This is a genomic window from Brevibacillus sp. FIR094, from assembly GCF_050477165.1.
Taxonomy (GTDB): domain Bacteria; phylum Bacillota; class Bacilli; order Brevibacillales; family Brevibacillaceae; genus Brevibacillus.
Window position 1 is genome coordinate 1 of sequence record NZ_JBEAES010000044.1, and the last position, 15,227, is coordinate 15,227.

Below are 15,227 nucleotides of genomic sequence, written 5' to 3' on the forward strand. Positions count from 1 at the left end.
GGTCGCATTCTCTTGAAGGTGTTTTGATTTGTCTTACGTTATGGGGTCAGTCCCACAAACGGAGAAAGGGGTTTTATGTGATTTTGCTTATTTCGCTTTTTGATACACACATACGACCATTTTTACGAAAAACTCACGGGTAGCAGATAATTTCGCCAAGGACTGCAACTGATTGCGCAACGGAATCTCTTGCTGGTAAACCGCAGGTTGTACCACGCCTTGTTGAATTTTTCGAAACCGTTTGATCGTCATGCGATTGATGTACGAGATCGTATCTCTGCCATCAGGAAGCTTGTCAAAACGAAAAGCAATCCGGTCAGAACCATCTGGCAAGTCACGGACTAGCTTTTTATAGGCATCAATCAAGGCTTGGTCCGAGAAGAGAGCATGCACCCAAGGAATACCGATCGCATCTGACAAATGGGCACCGTATGGATGATAATACGGCGGAAAATTGATGTAGAGATGCCCGCCAGGCTTCAATACCCGAAAGCATTCTTCCAGCGTCTTTTCCGGTTCCCCAACGTGCTCCATCGCGTCATTCATGATGATCGTATCGAACGTGTTGTCTGGGAAGTCCATTCTTGCGGCATCACCAGTCATGAAGGAGACCAGATGATCCAGTCCTTTTTTCTTCGCGAATTCATTCCCTTCCTCCGCGTAGTGGGGGACGATGTCGATGCCGATCATTTTTTTCGGGCCAAAGGTGGCGTAATAGCAGGTTTTTCCTCCTCCGCCACAGCCGATGTCCAAAACGGTTTTGTCACGGAACATTTGCTCCTGTGAATGGAAGGGGAGGAAATACTGAATGGTTTGATCCCCTTTTTGAAATTGCCATTCGGTATAGCTCATTTCCCCGTTGTTTGCTAGGTTGAAAGGGTGAACGGGGAGAGGAAATAATCGATTTAAACCAAGTAACACTTGTGAAGAAAAGGACATGATGTCCTCCTTTCCAGGTCAGCCTTATTTACGCAGTGCCTGCAGAACAAGTTCACTGCTTTTGGAAGCTTCGATCGCTAACAGATGGGAATGCTTCGTTACCACATCAATTTCGTGATCAAGGTTGTCCAGCTTTTCAGCGAGCAAGGTCAAAAGTGTAGTTTCATCGAGTTCAGTAATGTGACCAGCATTGGGCATTCCAGCGCGTTCGACGAATCGATCGATTTTCGGATCGTAGGAGATGCCGATAAAAGGGATTCGCAGCATGCACGCAAGAATAAGAGAGTGAAGCCGCATTCCAACGACGTAATTACATTGCTTCAATACCGACATATGTCATGAAAAGTTACAGGCGCATCGAGAAGACGTGCTCCTGGTTGGCTCATCTGGTCCATGATTTCCTGAGACGGTGCCAAATCACTAGGGACATGCATCGGCAGGAAGAGAACATTCCATCCGCGCATGATAAACGAATCTGCTGCTCGGGCTATCTTCTGTTTGAATTGCTGTTCCTGCTTCCAGTCCCGGACAGAGATGGCGACCAAAGGCTTGGAAGGATCATCAAACATACCATGGAGCAGCTCATTTCCCCGTTGATCTGCAATATCGTCTGGGGATATCGTCAGAGCAGGGTCAGCTGTTATATAGATAGGGGCTTTTTTTACGCCGCAGGCTTTGAAGTCCTCCCCTGATTCGTAGTCGCGAACCGTGATGATGTTGACGTGATTCACCACGCGTTTAATCATCGTGCGACTGAGCGATTTGAGGATGGGGCCAAATCCTTGTGCGTAAAAGACCACGGGTTTACCTAAAAGCTTGGCAATGGTGACGATGCCCAAATAGTAGAGGACACTGCGCGGACTGGTTACATCCTGCATCAGTGTACCGCCGCCCATCACCAGCATGTCACTTCGCGAAAGCTCGCGGACGATGGTTCCAAAGCTCCAGCGGTTATAGGCTTCAATCCCGAACAGTTCCGCAGTCCGATCAGGCTGATTGGACAGGACGGCGAGAGAGATATTTGGTTGTTCCCGCTTAAGAGAGCTGATGATGCCGTACAGGACCACATCGTCTCCGGCATTATTAAAGCCGTAGTACCCGGAGATGAGAATTCGCGACATGGAGTGAACCTTCTTTCTATATCAAACGTACAGGAAAAATACATTCTCAAGTATAATCGAGTAAACAAGGGGAAGTAAAGCAACCACAGTAGAAAACTTCACGCCCCAATTGTTTGGACAGATACAGTGGGTGCAGCACGGTTCGTAGGGTATAATGATGTTGTTCCGACTTACGAGAACATATAGAGGAAACCCATACCGAACATGCCGATGCCAAGAACGATGAGGGCAATCATGACGATGAACAGCCCCTTATTTTTGCGGCGACGGTAAAAAAATTCGTCAAACATGGTAAGCCTCCCTGCGGTTGTGATAGTCCATTCTACTATCATACCATGTTCTCTATCATCCTTGCCATCCACATATGAGTGAATAGATGTCCGCAAGAATAGGGGCGAATGACAGCAGAAGGGAAGGAGCATTTTTCATCATGGAAAGCATGTGGCTCAAATACACATTACTAGTGGAATCAGAGATCGAGGATTTGTTTGTGGCAGAGGTTTTGACCAGCTCCTACACGCTTGGCTGGATCGAACCGCAAATCGAAGTTCTGACAACGGAAAACGGATATGATTACGCAGAAAACACAGACGGTCCACTTGTTGGCTATTTGTTTGAACCCCAACACGATCGTGAAGAGGAGCATGTAGACCGCCTAAAGACCTACATTCAACGCTGGAATGGACAAGTCACCATAAAAGAAGTAGAACTCGTTGCTGAAGAAAACGAATCGTGGAAAGAGGAGTTCCGGGAAGTCAAGATAGGCGACTGGTGGGTGGCACCAACGTGGACGGACCCCGCAGCGTTGGAGTCGTCTCAGCATATTCTATGGATCGATCCAGGTGCAGCCTTCGGAACCGGCTATCATGGAACGACGCAGGACATTCTTTTGTTTTTGCAAGAAATGGACCTGGAGGGTAAGCAAGTCATTGATGTAGGAGCTGGCTCCGGAATTCTCTCTTTGTACTGTGCTTTGAATGGAGCGAAGCATCCTGTGTGGGCAGTGGATATTAATCCACAAAGCGAGTATCAGGTTCTCGTCAATGCGACGAATAACCACCTTCCTGACCACGCAGTACAAGTCGTGATTGGGGATGCGAACGAGGACGCAGTTAAGTCCCAATTGCCTAACCAAGCCGATGTCATTCTGGTCAACATCGGAGGCGATGAAAATGTCGCGATGCTTCCGGTGATCACGGAGCGAATGGCTCCTGAAGGAATTTTGATTCTCTCGGGAATAGTTGAATGGAATCGGGAAGCTGTCATCGCCACATTTGAACAGGCAGGCTTCCAAGTAGAGAAAGAAAGTCAACAAGACGAATGGGTCACCGTTGTATTGAAAAACATTGCTGGGAACCGTCCTGTAACTTCCGTGTGAGACAATAAAGAAAATCGGGTACTCAATGGAGGGGAAAATCAATGGAGCAGGTTGTCATCGCTGCTGCCGGACGTACGCCAATCGGTACGTTTGGTGGCGTCCTGAAAGATGTAAGCGCTCGCAGACTGGCAGAAACCGTCATTCGTGGTGTCATGGCTCGATCTGGCCTGGAGGCTTCTCTGATCGATGAAGTCATTTTAGGGAATTGCATTCAGCGGACAGACGAACCAAACATAGCACGGGTGGCAGCATTGGATGCGGGCTTGGGAAAAGAGGTGACGGGTTACACGATTCAACGTCAATGTGCATCCGGCATGCAAGCGATTGTGAGCGGCGCTTCCCAAATTCTTTTAGGCGACAGTGAAATCGTCTTGGCAGGCGGTGTAGAGAGCATGAGCAACGCCCCGTATGTCCTGAAAAATGCTCGCTGGGGCAAACGATTGACACATGGGGAAATGACCGATGCGATGTGGGAATTGTTAACAGACCCTCACCATCAAATCCTGATGGGCGAGACGGCAGAACGTCTGGTCGATCGTTATGGGATCACGCGCGAGGAGTCGGATGAGATATCCTTGCGCAGTCAGCAAAATGCGATCAGAGCTATAGACAGCGGCTTGTTTGGCGAGGAAATCATCGGGGTCCCAGTTAAAAAGCGCACCGAAGAAATCATCGTAACGGAAGACGAATTCCCTCGCAGGGGAGTGACCTTGGAAAGTCTCGCGAAGTTAAGACCCAGTTTTCGTGACAATGGTACCGTGACGCCAGGCAATTCCTCCGGTCTCAACGATGGAGCGTCCGCCGCCGTTTTGATGAAAGAAGGAAAAGCGAGAGAGCTCGGGATCGAACCACTCGGCAGAATTGTCTCGTGGGCAGTTGCCGGGGTGGAGCCTGATTTGATGGGATATGGACCCGTTCCAGCAGTGAAGCGTGCATTGGAAAAAGCCGGTTTGACGCTCGCAGATATCGAACTGATCGAAGTAAATGAAGCCTTTGCCGCGCAATACCTTGCCGTGGAAAAACTGCTGGAGCTGCCACGGGAAATAACGAATGTGAACGGAAGCGGCATCGCGTTGGGTCACCCTGTGGGTTCTACTGGCTGCCGAATTGTCGTAACCCTGCTGCACGAAATGAAGCGTCGACAGTTGAAACGAGGCTTGGCTGCGCTTTGTGTAGGCGGTGGGATGGGTATGGCGATGGTTGTCGAACGCCCATAGGTTTAAACGAAGTCTCCCCTGTTAAAAATGGAAGCAAAGGGGGAGGCTTTGTCATGTTTATATGGTCATTTTTCAAGCGACATGGAAAACAGATTGCGTTTCATACCTTATCCTGTTTGGCGATCGGGGCGTTGTTGCTGGTTGCCTACAGTGCCTATCAATATAAGCAAATGACAAATCAGTGGTACGCTCCGATTGATGGAGCCAAAGGGAGCGCAAAACAGGCAGCTGCTTCCCTTCCGCCACGTGATCTTTTGACAGGAACAGAACCATTGAAGCCTTTCGTCGCCCTGCTTCTTGGTGTGGATAGTCGAGACGGGGAAAGTGCACGTTCAGATACAATGATGCTTGCGGCGATTCATCCCGGGAAGCAATCCGTCTACCTTTTGGCGATTCCGCGTGACAGTTACATGGAGCTCCCGGGAAAAGGATACGACAAAGTGAACCATGCGATGGCTTTTGGTGGCCCAAAGATGGTGAAAGAGTCACTGGAAAAATTTTTACATATAAAAATTGATCGGTATATCTCCGTAGATTTCGATGGCTTCCGTCAGATTGTGGACGAGCTGGGAGGTGTCACTGTCGATGTGAAGAAACGAATGAAGTACAGCGATCCGAGCGACGACACGTACATCGACATTCAACCAGGGCTTCAGACTTTATCAGGAGAGCAGGCATTGGATTACGCCCGTTATCGAAAAAGTGATGTAGGCAAGGAAGACAGTGATTACATGCGGATTGACCGACAGCAGGAGATTCTCAAAGCATTGGCTTCAAAAGGCACCTCGCTCCAAGTGTATACCAAGGCGTTTTCACTCATGGAAATACTAGGTCAGCATGTGAAAACGGATCTCACGGAGCAGGAAATCGCCTCTCTTTTATTGTCCTATGGCGATGGCACTCCGAACTCCATTCTAGCTGATACATTGGTCGGGCAGGATGAGCGCATTTGGCATAATGGAATCGTTGGATGGTATCATCTCGTCCCCACATCTGAACGGGAAAGAGCACGACAGCAAATTATCAAGGAAGCAACACCGTAAAACACGGAGAGCATAAGGGCAAAGGACACGGCTTTCATCAGGGGCTTTGTCCTTTTTTGTCGAATAGTATTGTCCTAAAAAAAGGAAATTCCGTGATTTTAGTTGGAAAATTGAATATGTTTCGAATACAATAGTCATTAGGAAGAGATTATGAATGTAGATCATAGGGAGAGGCAGGGCCATTTAAGGGATGGAGGGAATGACCATGTCAAATGCCAAGCCTTGGATTGCCAATTACCCGCCCGAAACTGCGCCGTCATTGGATTACCCCCGTGTTCCTTTGACGCATTTTCTGGAGCAGTCTGCAGCTATGTATCCAGACAGTAACGCGATCTATTTCATGGGAAAAAGCATTACGTATCGAGAGCTTTTGCAGTTGTCATACCAATTTGCCAATGCATTGATCAAGCGCGGTGTAAAGAAAGGTGACCGCGTGGCGATTATGCTGCCAAATACTCCTCAAGCCGTCATCAGCTACTACGGGGCGCTTTTTGCAGGTGCCATCGTGGTTATGACGAACCCGCTGTATACCGAGCGAGAATTGATTCACCAAATGAACGATTCAGGCGCCGAGACTATCATCACACTGGATTTGTTGTACAAACGTGTTACCCAAGTCCGTGCATCTACCTCACTTCAACGAATCATCATCACAAGCATTGGCGATTTCCTTCCCTTATTGAAAAAATGGCTATATCCGTTCGTGCAGAAGAAACAAGGACAAAATCCGCAGGTTACATACAGCGCTGATATTGAGCCTTTTCTTTCCGTCCTAAAAGAAAGCGCTACCAAGCCTGTGGAAATACCCGTCGATCCGACTCAGGATATCGCGCTCCTCCAGTATACAGGGGGGACAACAGGTGTTGCCAAAGGCGTCATGCTAACGCACGCCAATCTCATTGCGAATGCAGTCCAGTGCCAAGCGGTCCTTTACAAGCTGAAAAAGGGAGAAGAACGAATTTTGTGTGTGCTCCCTCTGTTCCACGTGTATGGGATGACTACCGTGATGAACAAAGGCATTTGTATCGCAGCAGAAATTATTCTCGTTCCCAAATTCGACGTGAAACAAATATTTGAAATGATCGACAAGCGTAAGCCTACTCTTTTCCCAGGGGCACCAACCATGTATATCGGTTTAATCAACCACCCGGACTTGACGAAGCATGATCTTTCTTCCATCGACGCATGTGTCAGTGGATCAGCTCCGTTGCCGATCGAAGTCAAGCTCAAATTCGAAGAGTTGACGGGCGGCAAGCTGGTAGAGGGTTATGGGATGACGGAGGCTTCTCCGGTCACACATTCCAATCCCATTTGGGAAAAAGGCATTACGGGCAGCATCGGAATGCCGTGGCCAGATACGGATTGCCGAATTGTGGATACGGCAACGGGAGATGAGATGCCCCAAGGAGAGGTCGGGGAGTTGGCTGTAAAAGGGCCTCAAGTCATGCTCGGCTATTGGAATCGACCAGAAGATACCGCTGCCGTATTAAAGGATGGCTGGTTTTTGACGGGAGATATGGGCTATATGGACGAAAACGGCTATTTTTATATCGTAGATCGCAAAAAAGACATGATTATAGCTGGTGGCTTCAATATTTATCCGCGCGAAGTAGAAGAAGTGCTGTTTGAGCATCCCGCCATCCAAGAGGCAGCAGTCATCGGTGTCCCAGATCCGTACCGGGGCGAAACAGTCAAAGCATTCGTCGTTTTCAAGGATGGACAGCTCGCGAGTGAAGAGGATCTGGAAGTGCATTGCAGACAGAGACTCGCCGCCTATAAGATTCCGAGACAATACGAGATTCGTACAGACTTGCCCAAGACCATGGTCGGAAAAGTATTGCGTCGCCAATTACAAGATGAAGACAAGAAGAAAAGAGAAGCCCAGGAAGAAATCAAAACGAGCTAGTAGCTGATGTTTTGAGGCTTGCGATCCCAGGCGGAAAGCGGCCTTTTTTGCTGACCTCTTGCGATTGACAGAGGAGTGGCCCTGTATTACACTAATTATGAATGAGTAATCATTCATTTGATCATCAATGTTAGTAAACATGGAGGTAGTTATGGCAAAGAAAACGGGGGAAAAGTATCAAGCCATTATTGATGCTGCTGTTCGAGTAATCGCCAGACAGGGCTATTACAGTGCCCAGGTATCGAAAATTGCGAAAGAGGCGAAGGTAGCAGACGGCACCATATACCTCTATTTTGAAAACAAGGATGATATTTTGATTTCACTGTTTAACGAAAAGATGGGCCAGTTTGTGGAGACAAACCGCAAACACATTTCGGAAGCGACGACCATTGAGCAAAAGCTGTATGTACTCATTCAGGCACACTTGAGCCAGCTATCCAAGGACCAGGATCTGGCAAAAGTGACGCAAATCGAGCTACGCCAATCCAGTCCGATCATTAGTGAAGGAATCGGCAACGTGATGAAGCAGTATTTTAACCTCATTGACGAAGTGATCGTAGCGGGTATGGAACAGGGCGTTTTCCGATCCGATCTTGAGGTACGGATTACGCGCAAAATGATTTTTGGAACGCTGGACGAAGTGACGACATCTTGGGTGATGAAACAGTGCAAGTACGACCTTGTCTCTTATGTTGATTCCATTCATAACCTCTTCCTGCTTGGTATGAAGGGAAAAGAATGAAAAGAAAAGCTTTTTTTGCATGAAAACGTTTGTTACAATGGAAATAGTAATACTGAGCGATCGCTCGGAATGAGATAGTATTTATATATGGGGAGAGTTTGGGGGGAGAGGAATGGCGTCGCATTGGAATGTAGAGATCGTTGATCGCGTTGCTACGGTTACGATTAGCAACCCGCCTGCTAACGCACTCAGCCAAGCAGTGCTCGGTCAATTGAGTGAACTTTTGGACCAGTGGGAAAATAACGATGAGATCAAAGCAATCGTTTTGACTGGCGAAGGTCGGTTTTTCATTGCAGGAGCGGACATCAAAGAATTTACCCAACTGAATCGGGATAATGCGGAAGAACTGGCGAAGAAGGGCCAAGCATTGTTCAATCGCTTGGAAACGTTCCCGAAGCCAATCATTGCAGCAATTAACGGCGCTTGCCTTGGCGGAGGATTGGAGCTTGCGTTGGCATGCCATATCCGCTTCGCAGCACCTGAAGCCAAGCTCGGGCTGCCTGAGTTGAATCTCGGACTCATTCCTGGCTACGGTGGTACGCAACGTCTACCGCGTCTGGTTGGTCGTGGCAAAGCGACACAAATGATTCTCACGTCAGAGATGATCGGTGGCGAGGAAGCTTTGCGGATCGGTCTTGTGGAAGCGGTTTATCCCGTAGAGCAGTTGCTTGCAGAAGCGCAAAAGCTGGCGACTGTTTTCGCAAGTAAGAGCGCGATTACCATGAAGTTTGCCCTAGCGTCCATCCATAACACAACTGAGCTTTCCTTGTCACAAGGCTTGGAGCAAGAAGCAAAGCTCTTTGGCGATGCATTCGCGACGGAGGACGTAAAAGAAGGCGTGACTGCTTTTCTGGAAAAGCGTAAACCGCAATTTGCAGATCGGTAGTTAAGCATATAGCTTCACAAGTATGAGGTACCACTAAGGAGGAGGCATCCTGATGAATATCGTGGTTGTGTTGAAACAGACGTTTGACACAGAAGAAAAAATCGTCATCCAAAACGGACAAATTTCCGAAGATGGCGTTGAATTCATCATTAATCCCTACGATGAGTACGCTGTAGAAGAGGCAATCAAGCTCAAGGAAGATCATGGCGGCGAAGTAACCGTGATCAGCGTCGGCCCAGACCGTGCTGAAAGTGCACTGCGTACGGCTTTGGCAATGGGCGCAGACAAGGCTGTTTTGGTGGATGACGAGTCTCTGTTCGGAGACGAATTCACAATCGCCAAAGTATTGGCTGCCGTAGCGAAAAAGGTTGGCTACGATATCATCATTGGTGGACAAATGGCTGTAGACTCCGGGGCTGGCCAAGGCGGTCCTCGTCTGGCAGAAGAACTGGGAATTAACCATGTATCGACTGCTGTGAAACTAGAGGTGGACGGGACGAACGTACGCGTAGAGCGCGATGTAGAAGGTGACTTGGAAGTCGTGGAGACGAGCCTTCCTGTTTTGATTACGGCTCAACAAGGACTCAATGAGCCGCGCTATCCTTCTCTCCCAGGTATCATGAAAGCGAAGAAAAAACCATTGGATAGACTCGGCGCAGACGATCTGGGAATTACTGCGGATGAGGTAAAAGCAAAGACAGAAATCGTCGATCAGACATTGCCTCCGAAAAAACAAGCGGGTCGCATTCTCTCTGGCGAATTGGCAGCTCAAACGTCGGAATTGGTGCAACTGTTGCGCAATGAAGCGAAAGTGATCTAAGCGAGAGGGAGAGGATATCCATGAAAAAAGTACTTGTATTGGCAGAAGTACGTGACGGACAACTTCGCAACGTGTCGCTGGAAGCATTGACTGCAGCACAAGCATTGGCTGAGGGCGGCGAAATTGTAGCAGGTGTATTCGGAGCAAATGCAGCAACGCATGCAGTGGCATTGGGTCAGCATGGTGCGAGCACAGTGTATACGGCTGATCATGCAGCATTGGCACAGTACACGCCAGATGCGTATGTGCAGGCACTCACGCAGTTGATTGAGCTAGCTTCTCCAGATGCAGTTGTTTTGGGTCACACCGCGATCGGTCGTGACATTGCACCTCGCGTAGCAGCTCGACTCGGTTACGGTCTGGTTTCGGACGTAACAAGTGTAGAAGCGGGCCCTGTCTTCGTTCGCCCGATCTATGCAGGAAAAGCGACGCAAACACGCAAATTCGTTGATGGAACAACATTTATTACGATTCGTCCAAACAACATTGCTATCGGCGCGGCTGACCCTTCGAAAACGGCAGTGGTGGTACCAGTTGACTTGGAAATCAAAGATTTGCGCACGATCGTAAAAGAAGTTGTAAGAAAAACAAGCGGCAAAGTAGACCTTTCCGAAGCAAAAGTCGTGATTTCCGGTGGACGCGGAGTGAAGAGTGCAGAAGGCTTCCAGCCGTTGAACGATCTGGCGGAAGTACTCGGTGCAGCTGTTGGTGCATCTCGTGGCGCTTGCGACGCAGACTATTGCGATTACTCCATGCAGATCGGACAGACAGGTAAGGTTGTTACACCTGATCTGTATATCGCATGCGGGATTTCGGGAGCGATTCAGCACTTGGCTGGTATGTCCAGCTCGAAAATCATTGTTGCCATCAACAAAGATCCGGAAGCGCCAATCTTCCAAGTGGCTGATTACGGTATCGTAGGTGACTTGTTTGAAGTGCTGCCATTACTGACGGCTGAGTTTAAAAAAGTGTTGGTTTAACATAAAGATGATGACTAGGCGCTCCTTTTGGGGCGCTTTTTTTGTCCACAAGGCTTACTTTATGCTTTCCTTGCTTGGTATAATAGCAGTAAGGAGAGGTGATCGGGATGAGCGAACAGCCTTTGCAACAACTGATACACATGGTGGCGGAGAATAACCGATTGGTTAAGGAAACGCAGGAGGAGCTACGCGAGTTTAAGAAAGAGATGTATGATTTTCGTGATGAAATGTACGAATTCCGCGATGACGCTACGCGCCGATTGGACAGAGTAGAACGCCAAAATAAACATATCGATGCAGACCTTGATCTGCTGCATCGGAAAGTTAGTGACCACGAACGGGAGATCAACCGGATAAAACAAGTAGGGCAATAAGGTGCGGACAGACTGGACAGACTAAAGCGAGAAGTGTAGAGCAAAGTGTGGAGCGGCGTAGTCAATTTGGTGTTTGAATGATATACTGATTACCGTTAGGAACCTTTATTTAGCAATTGAAATTCAAGGAGGTAACTTCTCATGGCAATTGTAAATGCTACCGACCAAAACTTTTCCCAGGAAGTAGAGCAAGGCGGTACAGTCCTGGTTGACTTCTGGGCTCCATGGTGCGGCCCTTGCAAAATGATCGCTCCTGTACTGGAGCAAATCGACGGTGAAGTGGGCTCCCAGCTCAAAATCGTCAAAGTAAACGTGGATGACAACCCAGATTCTGCTGGTCGTTTTGGTGTAATGTCCATCCCAACGCTGATCGTATTCAAAGACGGTCAACCAGTTGACAAAGTGATCGGCTTCCAACCAAAAGAAGCGCTCATGGCAACTGTAGGCAAACATCTGTAATCGCAAAGCAACGAGTGAAGCGGCATAGCAATATGCCGCTTTTTTATGTTTGGATACGGAATTCTGAACGATCGTTTGTCAAAAAATTAAGTTTACTTGAGCGAAAATAATTGCGTTTTTAGAATACTTTGATTAAACTTCATATATTCAATTTATTTAGAGAATAAAGGGGGCTTTTCTAATGAAGGGATTTCATTTGATGCGCTCGTTGGCGGCGATCTCGCTAGGTGCGGTATTGATGGTCGGATGTTCGAGCGGAGGAAATACAAGTGCTCCTGCTGCAGGAGAAGGTGGCTCCGGGCAAGCCGCTAGCACTGACGGACAAGAGATTCAAGCAAAAATCGGTGTCGTTGGTTTCCTCTCAGGATCTGGCGCGGCTTATGGAGAAGCACAAAAAGCAGGATTGGAGCTGGCGTTGGGCGAGCTGAATGAAGCGAACAAGGGCAAGCTCAAGATCGAGCTGAAGTTTGAAGACTCCGCCGGAGAAAAAGAAGGCGCGATTAATGCGGTAAATAAACTGATTAATCAGGATAATGTCGTGGCGATCATCGGACCGACACTTTCTGGTGAAATGTTTGCGGCAGGACCAGTTGCAAACGAGGCCGAAACTCCGATTTTTGGTATCTCCAACACATCAGAAGGAATCAATGATATCGGGGAGTATGTGTTCCGCAATTCTTTGCCTGAATCTATTGCGATCCCTACAGCTATGAAAGCAGCTGTGGAGAAAAATGGTTTGAAAAAAGTAGCACTTATCCACGCTTCTAACGATGACTTCTCCGTGAATGGTTACAAGGTCATGAAAGCAACCGCTGAAAAGCTGGGCCTGGAGATTACCGGTGAAGCGACTTTCGCAAATGGAGATGTGGACTTCTCGGCACAATTGACCAAGCTGAAACAAACAAACCCAGACGCTTTGCTTGTGTCGGCTTTGTACAAAGAAGGCTCCATGGTTGTCAAAAAAGCACGTGAGTTAGGCTTTACAGGGACAATTCTCGGTGGAAATGGTTTCAATAATCCGAAAGTTTTTGAAATTGCAGGTCCAGCTGCTGAGGGCTTGATCGTTGCGACTCCTTTCAGCCCTGAAAAGAAAGATGATAAAGTACAAGCCTTCGTAAAAGCATTCGAAGCCAAATACAACAAAAAGCCTGACCAGTTCGCAGCTCAAGCATACGACTCGCTGTACATCATGTCGCAGTCATTGCTTGCCGCAGGAAAAGCAGATCGCGAAGGGTTGCGCGGACAATTGGCTCAGCTGAAAGACTTCACAGGTGTATCCGGCAAACTGTCTTTTGACGAGAAACGTAATCCAATTGGTGATGCAGTTGTCGTTGTCGCAAATGAAGGCAAATTCGTCCCGTTTGAATAGGATTGTGCCCGGGGTCGCTCCGGGCTTCTTTTTCTATCCGTTATCTCGCTGGATCAGAAAGTACCAGATCATGTTCTTCGCTTGCTGATCCAGCGAGAATAACTCAATCATCGTGGGATGTTAACCACTTAACAGTGAGGTGAGGCATTTGTTTTGGCAGCAATTAGTCAACGGTTTGACAGTTGGTAGCACTTATTCATTGATTGCATTGGGCTATACGCTCATTTTTGGTGTCTTGGGAATCATTAATATGGCACACGGCCAAATTTTTATTTTTGGATCACTGGTTGGCTTGGTATTGATGACCAGTCTGAATATGCCTTTAGGGGTAGCGATGATTGTGGCGATTGTGATATCGGCCATTTTGGGTCTTGTGCTGGAATATACAGCGCTTCGCCCACTTCGTAAAAAAAATGTACCCCATCTGGCATCCTTGATCAGTACGATTGGATTTGCCATTTTGATGGAGGAAGCCATGCACAAGTTTTTCGGTGCTGACTCCCGTGCGTTCCCACAATCCTTCGGGGATACCACTTTTGACTTGGGGCTCGTTCAAATTCGCAGCGTCGATATCGTTATTTTGGGGATTTCTGTGTTGCTGATGTTCGTCCTGCATTTTTGGATTCAAAAAACGAAAATGGGAAAAGCGATTCGCGCGACGGCTGAAAATACGGATACAGCAAATCTTTTGGGGATTAACACGAATATGGTCATTGTCGTGACCGTCATGCTTGCGTCGGCACTGGGAGGTGTCGCTGGTATCTTGATCGGGATGGCGTACTCTGCTCTCATTCCGACGATGGGGATGACGCTTGGTTTTAAAGGTTTGGCTGTTTTGATCTTAGGCGGGGTAGGCAGTATTCCTGGGGCCATGGTGTGCGGCGTTTTGCTCGGGATTATCGAGGTGTTTACCGTCGCGTACGGAGACTCGTCGTATCGGGATGCGGTTGCTTTTGGCTTGATCATTCTCATTTTGCTCTTGAAGCCGGAAGGACTATTTGGACGCAAAGCGTAAGGGAGGTGCAGACATTGGACATTCTCAATCCATATAACTTACAGGTACTGACTTTTATCTTGTTAAACAGTATTTTGGCGATCAGTATTTACATTACACTCTCGACGGGCCAGCTTTCCTTGGGACATGCGGGCTTTATGAGCATTGGTGCTTTTACGGCGAGTATTTTGACAAAGCAAGCGGATATGCCTCTGTTTATCGCCATCATAATCGGAGGACTAGCGGCAGGGCTGATTGCCCTCTTGATCGGTGCTCCGACATTGAAGCTCCACGGCTTGTACCTGGCAATTGCTACGCTTGGCTTTGGTGAAGTGATCCGCGTTATTTTTCTCAATATGGAGATAACAAATGGCGCCCTCGGACTGACCGGACTTCAATCAATTGGCAATTACTTGTACGATTTTGAAAAAGCAATGGGGTTAAAAGCGCAAACCTTTGGTATTTCGGTCATGCAAATGAAGTCATTATCGACCTTTGTGTTTATGCTGCTCCTGTTTGCCTTTGTTCTTTTCCTGACGCTGCGTCTGAACCGTTCGCGTCTCGGGCGTGCTTTTGAAGCGATCAAAGCAGATGAAACGGCGGCACGAGCGATGGGTTTGCAAGTCAACTATTATAAGATGCTTGCTTTTGTGATCGGTTCAATTTTGGCTGGTGTATGTGGAGGATTGTTCGCCCACATTACGACGACCATTACGCCAGATGATTTTAACTATCATAAAGTCGTAGAGATTCTGTCTTATGCCGTGATCGGCGGCAGCGAAGTGGTATGGGGGCCGCTGTTTGGTGCCTTGGTTTTGACAGCGCTGCCGGAGGTACTGCGTGGTTTGGCCGAGTACAAAATGCTTATGTACGGTTTGATCATGGTTGGTGTAATGGCGTTCCGTCCGCATGGCTTGATCGGTGCCGATACGTTCCAAAAGCTGTTCAAGCGTCGTCGGGGCAAGTCATCGGACAAGGAAGCGAAGGGGGGAGTATAGG

14 protein-coding genes and 1 pseudogene are annotated in these 15,227 nt (G+C 48.1%); 13 read left to right on the forward strand and 2 right to left on the reverse strand.

The window, feature by feature from the left end:
- Positions 1-87: 87 nt before the first annotated feature.
- Both ACQ5DJ_RS26400 and csaB read right to left on the reverse strand, forming a co-directional pair.
- On the reverse strand, positions 88-939 hold the full coding sequence (locus ACQ5DJ_RS26400; protein ID WP_429845029.1) for a class I SAM-dependent methyltransferase: 852 nt from the start codon (positions 937-939) through the stop codon (positions 88-90).
- Positions 940-963: 24 nt separating this feature from the next.
- Positions 964-2,060: pseudogene (gene csaB / locus ACQ5DJ_RS26405) on the reverse strand (polysaccharide pyruvyl transferase CsaB).
- A gap of 430 nt (positions 2,061-2,490) precedes the next feature.
- Between csaB and ACQ5DJ_RS26410 the strand changes: the two are divergent.
- The 13 genes from ACQ5DJ_RS26410 to ACQ5DJ_RS26470 all read left to right on the forward strand — a co-directional run bounded on the left by ACQ5DJ_RS26410 (position 2,491) and on the right by ACQ5DJ_RS26470 (position 15,226).
- Positions 2,491-3,438: a 50S ribosomal protein L11 methyltransferase gene (locus tag ACQ5DJ_RS26410; RefSeq protein WP_429845030.1), complete on the forward strand. Its 948-nt coding sequence runs from the start codon at positions 2,491-2,493 to the stop codon at positions 3,436-3,438.
- Between the two features lie 41 nt (positions 3,439-3,479).
- Positions 3,480-4,655 carry an acetyl-CoA C-acetyltransferase gene (locus ACQ5DJ_RS26415; protein WP_429845031.1) on the forward strand — a complete coding sequence of 392 codons (1,176 nt, stop codon included), beginning with the start codon at positions 3,480-3,482 and terminating at the stop codon, positions 4,653-4,655.
- Between the two features lie 53 nt (positions 4,656-4,708).
- The gene (locus tag ACQ5DJ_RS26420) at positions 4,709-5,698 is read left to right on the forward strand and encodes an LCP family protein (protein WP_429845032.1); all 990 of its coding nucleotides are present in this window, start codon (positions 4,709-4,711) and stop codon (positions 5,696-5,698) included.
- Between the two features lie 205 nt (positions 5,699-5,903).
- Positions 5,904-7,604 (forward strand): AMP-binding protein, encoded by a 1,701-nt coding sequence (locus ACQ5DJ_RS26425; RefSeq protein WP_429845033.1) that lies wholly within the window; start codon positions 5,904-5,906, stop codon positions 7,602-7,604.
- 151 nt (positions 7,605-7,755) lie between these two features.
- The gene (locus ACQ5DJ_RS26430; protein ID WP_429845034.1) at positions 7,756-8,346 is read left to right on the forward strand and encodes a TetR/AcrR family transcriptional regulator; all 591 of its coding nucleotides are present in this window, start codon (positions 7,756-7,758) and stop codon (positions 8,344-8,346) included.
- A gap of 112 nt (positions 8,347-8,458) precedes the next feature.
- The gene (locus ACQ5DJ_RS26435) at positions 8,459-9,232 is read left to right on the forward strand and encodes an enoyl-CoA hydratase (protein ID WP_144616907.1); all 774 of its coding nucleotides are present in this window, start codon (positions 8,459-8,461) and stop codon (positions 9,230-9,232) included.
- A 52-nt stretch (positions 9,233-9,284) separates the two neighbouring features.
- Positions 9,285-10,052 (forward strand): electron transfer flavoprotein subunit beta/FixA family protein, encoded by a 768-nt coding sequence (locus ACQ5DJ_RS26440; RefSeq protein WP_017251083.1) that lies wholly within the window; start codon positions 9,285-9,287, stop codon positions 10,050-10,052.
- 20 nt (positions 10,053-10,072) lie between these two features.
- Positions 10,073-11,032 (forward strand): electron transfer flavoprotein subunit alpha/FixB family protein, encoded by a 960-nt coding sequence (locus tag ACQ5DJ_RS26445; protein ID WP_429845035.1) that lies wholly within the window; start codon positions 10,073-10,075, stop codon positions 11,030-11,032.
- Positions 11,033-11,139: 107 nt separating this feature from the next.
- Entirely contained in the window at positions 11,140-11,406 is a 267-nt protein-coding gene (locus ACQ5DJ_RS26450) for a hypothetical protein (RefSeq protein WP_429845036.1), read from the forward strand.
- A gap of 141 nt (positions 11,407-11,547) precedes the next feature.
- On the forward strand, positions 11,548-11,865 hold the full coding sequence (gene trxA, locus ACQ5DJ_RS26455; RefSeq protein ID WP_007722428.1) for a thioredoxin: 318 nt from the start codon (positions 11,548-11,550) through the stop codon (positions 11,863-11,865).
- Between the two features lie 181 nt (positions 11,866-12,046).
- Positions 12,047-13,234 carry an ABC transporter substrate-binding protein gene (locus tag ACQ5DJ_RS26460; protein WP_429845037.1) on the forward strand — a complete coding sequence of 396 codons (1,188 nt, stop codon included), beginning with the start codon at positions 12,047-12,049 and terminating at the stop codon, positions 13,232-13,234.
- Positions 13,235-13,382: 148 nt separating this feature from the next.
- Positions 13,383-14,249 (forward strand): branched-chain amino acid ABC transporter permease, encoded by an 867-nt coding sequence (locus ACQ5DJ_RS26465; RefSeq protein WP_429845038.1) that lies wholly within the window; start codon positions 13,383-13,385, stop codon positions 14,247-14,249.
- A gap of 5 nt (positions 14,250-14,254) precedes the next feature.
- On the forward strand, positions 14,255-15,226 hold the full coding sequence (locus tag ACQ5DJ_RS26470; protein WP_173619068.1) for a branched-chain amino acid ABC transporter permease: 972 nt from the start codon (positions 14,255-14,257) through the stop codon (positions 15,224-15,226).
- Position 15,227 lies beyond the last annotated feature (1 nt).